We start from the raw sequence: 8,246 nt of genomic DNA, 5'->3' as shown, positions 1-8,246 counted from the left end.
ATGGGAAAATTGCGAAAAACCTGAGGATATGGGAACTGACCCCGGGGTTTAGCGTTTGGGGATTGCCCTGAGGCCGGCGAGGGAAAATTGCGTGATATGGTCGGCGAAGCGCTCTGCCAGTTCCGGGGAAAGGGGCTGGTCCAGGAGATACTCGAGGTCGACCTGCCGGACGGTTAAAAGGACGCGGCACAGGCTGATGATGTTCAATTCACAGAAGAGGATCTCCTCCTCCGACATATCTTCCCCGACGATCCTGCGGATGATTCCATGGAGTATCTGCCGCCGGGGCTCTACGGTCTCGTGCCAGACGTTCTGAATCAGGCCCGTCGGGTTCATGAGCTCCCTCAGGTACAGACGGGTGAACTGCCCCCGGGGGCCAACCTCGGCAAAGTGCTTGATGAGGAAGTGGATGTGTGTCCGGAGCTGCTCCTCCGGGGCACGGGTGGAATCATCCGGGTTCGGTTCGGGAAATTTTGAATTCTCGTACGCATGCATCCAGGCCTCGACATAGAGGTTTGCCTTGTCGTGAAAGTAGTAATTGACGGCGGCAACGTTGACACGGGCCAGACGGCAGATTCCCGCCACCGTAGCCGCCTGGTATCCCTTTTCGGAGAACACCTCGCAGGCGGCCTCAAGCAGGTTGGTGTACGTCTCTTTTCCGTCTTCCCTTACGGGCATATGAATCCTCTTGACTTTTTTCTAACATACATTTTAAATATATATTTAAATTAATCAACATTTTTCCCGCACACGAGGGAAAAAAGCACCGAGGTGGCGGGAAGGTAAAAAATGCATCGAAAATGCCCGGTCTTCAATACCCTTCTTCCCTGCCTTCTCTCCATCCTGATCGCTATCACGGTGCCTGTTCTCGCCGTGACGGCAGAAGCCGGCCCCAAAGACACCGGGGAGGCGGCCCTGCCCCTGGTGACGGTCACCGCGGTCACCGTTGAGGATGTCAACCCTCCCGCGGAATATGTAGGCCATGTCGAGGCCATACAGGCCGTGGAGCTGAGGGCCCGGGTGCAGGGGTACCTGGAAGAGGTAAACTTCAAGGAGGGAAGCGACGTGCGGGCCAATGACCTTCTCTACCTGATCGAACAGGCACCCTACAGGGCAAGGGTCGAGGCCAACAAGGCCAGAGTGGCCCAGGAGACGGCAAATCTCGAAAAAGCTCGCCAGTACCTGAAGAGGGTCAAATCGGTCCGCACGGGAGGGGTATCCGAGAGGGTCATCGATGACGCTGTTGCCGACGAGCTCAGCGCAAAAGCAAAGGTCGAGGAGGCAAAGGCAAACCTCAAGCTGTCCGAGATCGACCTTGGCTACACGGAGGTGCGGGCGCCGATCAGCGGGCGTATCGGCAGTACGGCCCTTACGCGAGGGAACCTGGTGGGGCCCGATTCGGGCTCGCTTTCAAGAATCGTCCAGCTGGATCCGATCCGCATCGTCTTCTCGGTGAGCGAGAGCAACCTGGCGGCCGTCAAGGCGGCTTTTGGCGATTCCCTTCAGGATAAAAAAGGCAGAACCATGGTAATCCGCATAAAAATCCCGGGCGTCGGGATCTTTAAGAACGAAGGCCGCGTGGATTTCGTGGAAAACGAGGTTGAAGCGACGACCGGCACCATTGCGGTCCGGGCGGTGTTCGAGAACCACAATGGCCTCCTGGTGCCGGGGCAGTACGTCACCGTCCTGGTCAGCCAGGAAAGGAGTGCGCGCCTGCCGGTGGTCCCCCAGGAAGCCGTGCAGGAGGACCGGGAAGGGCGTTACGTGCTCACCGTGGACACGAACAACCGGGTGGTCAAGCGGCCCGTCACCACGGGAGCCAGCATCGGCGCGAAATGGGCGGTCAAAGAGGGGCTCTCCGGCGGGGAGATGGTGATCGTCCGGGGGATTCAGAAAGTGAAACCGGGCCAAACGGTGAAAACCACCACCGCAAAAGACGAGAACGGGAGTTAACCATTGATTTCCCGTATATTTATCGAGCGCCCCCGGCTGGCGATGGTGATTTCGATCATCATCACCCTTGCGGGCCTGATTTCCCTTCTCAATATACCCGTGGCCGAATTTCCCCAGATCACGCCCCCCGCCATACGGGTGAGCGCCGACTATCCGGGCGCAAACGCCCAGGTGGTGGCCGACAGCGTGGCGGCACCCCTCGAGGAGGAGATAAACGGCGTAGAAGACATGCTCTACATGGAATCCACCAGCTCCAACGGCTCCTACAACCTCACCGTCACCTTCGCCGTGGGCACCAACCCCGACACCGACATGGTCAACCTCCAGAACCGGGTGCAGATGGCCCTGTCCAAGCTGCCGAGGGAGGTGGTTGATCAGGGAATCAGGGTGCGAAAGCGCACCTCCAATATCCTGGCAGCGGTCAGCTTTTTCTCTCCCCGGGGAACCCAGGACAACCTGTTTTTGAGCAACTACGTGAGCAGGGACATAAAGAACACCATCGTGCGCATCAAGGGCGTGAGCGACGTGTTCATCTTCGGGGAGCTCGAGTACAGCATGCGGGTCTGGCTTGATCCCGCCCGGCTCACCGGACTCGGCCTCACCGCCGACGACGTGATCGATGCCATCAAACGGCAGAACATACAGGCGGCCGTCGGATCCACGGGCACGGCCCCCATGGACACGGGCCAGCAGCTCCAGTACACCCTGAGCGCACAGGGGCGGCTGAAGGACGTCGAGGACTTCAAGGACATCATCGTGCGGGCAAACGGGAACGGGGGCCTGGTCCGCATCCGCGACGTAACGAGGGTCGAGCTCGGGGCACGCTCTTACAGCAATCTGTCCTTTCTCAACGGTGCACCCACCGTAACGATCGCCGTGTACCGGTCGGCGGACGCCAACTCCCTGGAGACGATGGATGATTTGCGGGCCGAGCTCGGGCGTCTGGAAAAGAGCCTGCCCGAGGATGTAGAGTACCGGGTCATACTGGACGAGACGAAATACACCCGGGCCTCCATCCACGAGATCGAGTTTACCCTCCTCATCACCTTCCTCCTCGTGGTGGTGGTGATCTACCTCTTTCTCCAGGACTGGCGGGCCAGCCTCATTCCCACCCTGGCCGTTCCCGTCTCCCTCATCGGGACCTTCGCCGTGCTCCTGGCCCTGGGTTTTTCCGCCAACACCATCTCCCTCTTCGCCCTGGTCCTGGCCATCGGCGTGGTCGTCGACGACGCCATCGTGGTGGTGGAGAACAGCTACCGCGTCATGGAAGAGGAAGGCCTGGGTCCGAAAGCGGCAGCCGTAAAGGCCATGGGGCAGGTAACGGGGCCGATCATCGCCACGACCCTGGTGCTCCTGGCCGTGTTCACCCCCGCCGCATTCGTCCCCGGAATCTCGGGCAAGCTCTACCGGCAGTTCGCCGTCACGGTCTGCACGGCCGTGGTGATCTCGGCGGTGAACGCACTCACCCTGAGCCCCGCCCTCTGCGCCATCCTGCTCAAGCCGGGGCTTGCCAGAAAGCCCAAGGGGCCCCTTTTCTGGTTCAACCGGGCTCTTTCCTCCTCGCGGAACGGCTACGTCACCGCCTCGAGCTGGCTCATCCGAAGGATTTTCGTGCCGCTATCGATCCTGGGGGTGGTTGTGGGCTGCGCCTACCTGCTCTTCCAGCACACGCCGAGGAGCTTTTTACCCAAGGAGGACATCGGCTACTTCTACTTCAACGTGCAGCTCCCCGAGGGAGCCACCCTTTCGCGCACGGCGAAGGTCATGGATCAGGTCACGGCCGAGCTGAAAAAAATGGAGAGCGTCGAGGACGTCATCGCCGTGAGCGGACGCAGCTTCCTGAGCGGCGTCGGTGAAAACGTGGGGCTGGGCGTCGTCCTGCTCGCTCCCTGGGACGAGCGCAAGGACAGGGAGCTTAACCTGGAGGCGGTCCTTGGCCGGGCGCAAAAGATGCTGGGAGCCATCTCCTCGGCCAACATCCGCGCCTTCGTGCGCCCCCCCATCCGGGGCCTGGGCTTTACCAGCGGCTTCGACTACCGGCTTCAGGCCCTGGGGGAGAAGAGCCCCCGCGAGCTCGCCGCGGCAGCCAGGGCCCTGGTCATAGCGGCAAACCAGGAGTCCTCCCTGGCGGGAGTGTTTACCACCTACACGGCGGACACCCCCCAGATTCACATAGACCTCGACCGGACGCGGGCGGAAATGCTCAACGTGCCCGTGGAGAGGGTCTACTCAACCCTCCAGGCCCAGCTCGGGTCGAAATACGTAAACGACTTCAATCTCTACAACAGGGTCTACCAGGTGAAGGTCCAGGCGGAGGCGTCCCAGCGCAGGAACGAAGAGGATATCATCAGCCTTTTCGTGAGAAGCGACAATGGGAGCATGGTTCCCCTGCGGGGCCTCGTATCGGTGTCCACCGTGCTGGGACCCTCGATCATAAACCGCTACAACCAGTTCCCCAGCGTACAGATCAACGGAAGCGCCGCCGAAGGCTTAAGCTCGGGGGACGGGATGGCCGCAATGGAGCGGCTGTCGGAAAAGACCCTCCCCGAAGGCTTCACCTACGACTGGTCCGCCATGTCCTACCAGGAGAGAAAAATCATGGGGCAGGTCTCCACCCTCTTTCTCCTGGCCCTTGTCTTCGGATACCTCTTCCTGGTGGGGCAGTACGAGAGCTGGACCCTCCCCCTTCCCATAATCCTCTACATTCCGGTGGCAACCCTGGGGGCCCTGATCGGCCTCCGCGTGGCGGGGATACCGTTGAGCATCTACGCCCAGATCGGCATCGTCCTTCTCGTGGGGCTTGCCAGCAAGAACGCAATCCTGATCGTCGAGTTCGCCAGGGACCAGAGAAAGGGAGGGGTGCCGATCGATCAGGCCGCCATCGACGGGGCGCGGATCCGCTTCCGGCCGGTGCTCATGACGGCCTTCACCTTCATCCTGGGAGTGTCCCCCATGGTGATTGCCACGGGCACGGGCGCCGTCAGCCGAAGGCACATCGGCACGACCGTTTTCAGCGGAATGCTTGCGGCGACCATGGTGGGTATCTTCCTGGTTCCGGCGCTGTACTTCGTCTTCCAGCACCTCGGTGAAAGGAGGGGTGAACGGCTGGGGAGGCTTTCGAAAAGCATGAAATCATCTGTCAAAGGGTATATCGCCAGGAGAAATGCCCATGGAAGGGGGGACGACTGACATGCCAGGAAACGGGATGGCGGCAAAAAGATGGGGACACCCAGCAGCGTCCCTTCTCGTACTCGTCGTTTCCGTGGCCCTCGCAGGATGCGCAGTGGGGCCCGACTACAAGCGGGTTGACCCGGAAGCCCCGAAGAGCTGGCAAACCGAAATGGCCGGGGGCCTCACCGCAGAGTCCCCCGACCCGATAAGTCTGGCCGGCTGGTGGAAAACCCTGAACGACGAAGGGCTCTCCAGCCTCATGGAACGGGCCGCCAATGGAAACCTCGACCTCCAGGAGGCCCGGGCAAGGGTCCGGGAGGCCCGCGCCCTGCGGGGGGTGAGTAGGGCCGAGCTCTTCCCCACCCTAGGCGCGAATGCAGCCGCCGCGAAGGGCCAGACCAGTAAAAATGTCGGTGTGGGGAGGGATACCGAACTCTACCGGGCCGGTTTCGACGCTGGCTGGGAAATTGACATATTCGGCGGTGTCCGCCGGAGGCTGGAAGCTTCCCAGGCGGAGCTCGAAGCGGAAATGGAAGGGATGAACGACGTCCTGATCTCCCTCATGGCCGAGGTGGCCCTGAACTACGTTGAAGTCCGCACCTTCCAGGCCCGCATTGCAGTCGCCGAGGCAAATATCAAAGTTCAGGAAGAGACCTACAGCTTGAACCGATCGGGGTACGAGGCAGGGATTATCGACGAGCTGCCCGTGCAGCAGTCCCTCTACAACCTGGAGAGCACCCGTTCCCTGGTCCCGTCTCTCGAGGAGGGCCTCCAGGCAGCCGAGAACCGCCTGGCGGTGCTGATCGGTGAGCATCCCGGCTCTCTTTCCCGGGAGCTGGCCGTGAGCGGCCCCGTTCCGGTCCCGCCCCTTTCCGTCGCCGTCGGTGTCCCGGCCGATACCCTTCGCCAGAGGCCCGACATCCGGCAGGCCGAGCGCTTTCTCGCCGCACAGACTGCCCGGGTAGGAGCGGCGACGGCGGAGCTCTACCCCAGCTTCAACGTCAGCGGCACCTTCGGAGTGGAATCAATTTCCACGGGAAACCTCTTTGAGTGGGCCAGCCGGACCTGGAGCTTCGGCCCCAGCGCACTCCTAACCCTGTTTCGCGGCGGCGCCATCCGCCAGAACATCGAGGTGGAAGATGCCCGCCTGGAGCAGGCGCTGATCCAGTATCGCTCCATAGTGCTGGGCGCCCTGGAGGAGGTGGAGAACTCCCTCATAGCTTACGCGAAGGAGCAGCGCCGCCGGGACCTGCTGAAGAGCGCCGTTTCCGCCGCACAGCTTGCCTTCGAGCTTGCGCGGGACAGATACCTTGCCGGCCTGGTTGACTTCAACAATGTGCTGGACGCCCAGCGGGCGATGCAGGTTTTCGAGGACAACCTCGCCCAGAGCGAAGGGGCCGTTACCTCCAACCTGGTTCGCCTCTACAAGGCGCTTGGCGGTGGATGGAAATACCTGGATTCCGTCGAAAAATCAGAGATGTGAAAGGTCGGTGAGCCTATGCCAAAAACGGGGAAAAACAGAGACAACACGGTAGAGCAAACCCTGGGGCTCGAGAGCCCGGCGGGACGGAAAAAGCGTCTTGTAGTGTGGGCAGCCGTGGGGGCCGTGACGGCCGGGATCATCATCGTCGCACTCCTGCTGCTCTCGAAAAAGGGTAACGGCAAGGTCCAGTACGTCTTTCAAAAAGCAGAAAGGGGAGATCTGACCGTACGGGTGACCGCCACGGGGGCAATCGAGCCGATCAACCAGGTCGACATCGGGGTCGAGGTCTCGGGGACGATCGAAACGGTTCTGGTCGACTTCAACGACCACGTGAAGGCCGGGCAGGTCCTGGCGGAGCTCGACACGTCGAAGCTGAAGGCGCAGGTCCTCCAGGCCAGTGCCGCCGTGAAGTCTGCGCAGGCAAAGGTATTGAGGGCCAGGGCCGATATCAAGCTGGCGGAAAGCAAGCTCGCCCAGTTGCAGAAAGCGAGGGAGTTGACAGGGGGGAAGGTGCCCTCGCAGCAGGAAATAGACACAGGGGAGGCGGCTCTCGCCGTTGCCCGGTCCGATGAGGAGAGCGCACTGGCCGAAGTCTCTCGGGCGGAAGCGGATCTTGCCTTCAACGAGACGAATCTTTCGAAGGCGATCATCCGGTCGCCCATCAGCGGGATCGTCCTTGCACGCCACGTCGAGCCGGGGCAAACCGTGGCCGCATCCCTCCAGACTCCTGTGCTCTTTACCATCGCACAGGACTTAACGAGGATGGAACTCCACGTAGACGTCGACGAGGCCGACTTCGGCAAGATAGATAAAGGGCAGGAAGCCACATTCACGGTCGATGCCTATCCGGATCGAATCTTTCAGGCGAAAGTTACCGAGGTGCGCTACTCCCCCAAGGAAGTGCAGGGGGTGGTCACCTACGAAACGCTCCTTAATGTCGACAACCCTGACCTGTCTCTCATCCCGGGGATGACCGCCACGGCGGAGATCATCGTGAAAGAGATAACGGGTGCGCTGCTCATACCCAACGCGGCCCTGAGATTTTCTCCCCCCCCCGCATCGATGGAGGAGAAAAAGACCAATACCGGCCTTCTGGGAGCCCTGCTCCCCCGCCGCCCCCGGAGAAAGCCCTCCCGCGAAGGAAGTGATGAGCGCTGGAAAAGGAATCAGCGGGTCGTGTGGATTCTCGAGGATAAAAAGCCCGTCGAGGTTCCGATCACCATCGGGGACACGGACGGAACGGTCACCGAGGTGTTGACGGGCGAGATCAAAGAGGGCCTTCCCCTGATAACGGAGATGGTGATCCAGAAAAAATGAACGGCTCAAGTGGCAATGACAATCACTTGATCGAGATGAGAAGGATCAGCAGGGTCTACGGGACGGGCCATGCCGCGATCCATGCCCTGAAAGAGATCGAGATGACCATTGCCGATGGAGAGTTCATCGCCGTCATGGGGGCGAGTGGCTCCGGCAAGTCCACCTTTTTGAATATCATCGGATGCCTCGACACTCCCACGTCGGGTTCATACCTCTTCCAGGGGGTACACGTAGAGAAGCTGACGCGCAACCAGCGCGCACTCCTGCGGCGTCACTACCTCGGGTTCGTGTTTCAGGGATATAACCTCTTGAACCGCACGTC

General features: G+C 61.1%; 5 protein-coding genes and 1 pseudogene (1 of these 6 only partly in view). 5 read left to right on the top strand and 1 reads right to left on the bottom strand.

Features of this window, described 5'->3' with window-relative positions; genetic code table 11:
* Window positions 1–48: 48 nt before the first annotated feature.
* A complete protein-coding gene (locus GTN70_00620) occupies window positions 49–678 on the bottom strand; it encodes a CerR family C-terminal domain-containing protein (protein NIO15504.1) in 630 nt (209 codons plus the stop codon).
* A 111-nt stretch (window positions 679–789) separates the two neighbouring features.
* Between GTN70_00620 and GTN70_00615 the strand changes: the two genes are divergently transcribed.
* From GTN70_00615 to GTN70_00595, 5 genes and pseudogenes are all read left to right on the top strand, one after another.
* A complete protein-coding gene (locus GTN70_00615) occupies window positions 790–1,953 on the top strand; it encodes an efflux RND transporter periplasmic adaptor subunit (GenBank protein ID NIO15503.1) in 1,164 nt (387 codons plus the stop codon).
* Between the two features lie 3 nt (window positions 1,954–1,956).
* Window positions 1,957–5,142 carry a multidrug efflux RND transporter permease subunit gene (locus GTN70_00610; GenBank protein NIO15502.1) on the top strand — a complete coding sequence of 1,062 codons (3,186 nt, stop codon included), beginning with the start codon at window positions 1,957–1,959 and terminating at the stop codon, window positions 5,140–5,142.
* Window position 5,143: 1 nt separating this feature from the next.
* Window positions 5,144–6,607, top strand: a complete 1,464-nt coding sequence (locus tag GTN70_00605; protein NIO15501.1) for an efflux transporter outer membrane subunit — start codon at window positions 5,144–5,146, stop codon at window positions 6,605–6,607.
* A gap of 15 nt (window positions 6,608–6,622) precedes the next feature.
* Window positions 6,623–7,924: an efflux RND transporter periplasmic adaptor subunit gene (locus tag GTN70_00600; protein ID NIO15500.1), complete on the top strand. Its 1,302-nt coding sequence runs from the start codon at window positions 6,623–6,625 to the stop codon at window positions 7,922–7,924.
* Window positions 7,921–8,246, top strand: a pseudogene (locus GTN70_00595) (ATP-binding cassette domain-containing protein) (it continues 335 nt past the right edge of the window). The gene GTN70_00600 and the pseudogene GTN70_00595 overlap by 4 nt, the downstream one beginning before the upstream one ends.

Source organism: Deltaproteobacteria bacterium (assembly GCA_011773515.1).
In the GTDB taxonomy this organism is placed as follows: domain Bacteria; phylum Desulfobacterota; class Deferrimicrobia; order J040; family J040; genus WVXK01.
Note: the sequence above shows the minus strand (reverse complement) of the source record. Positions and strands in the feature narration are given on the sequence as shown.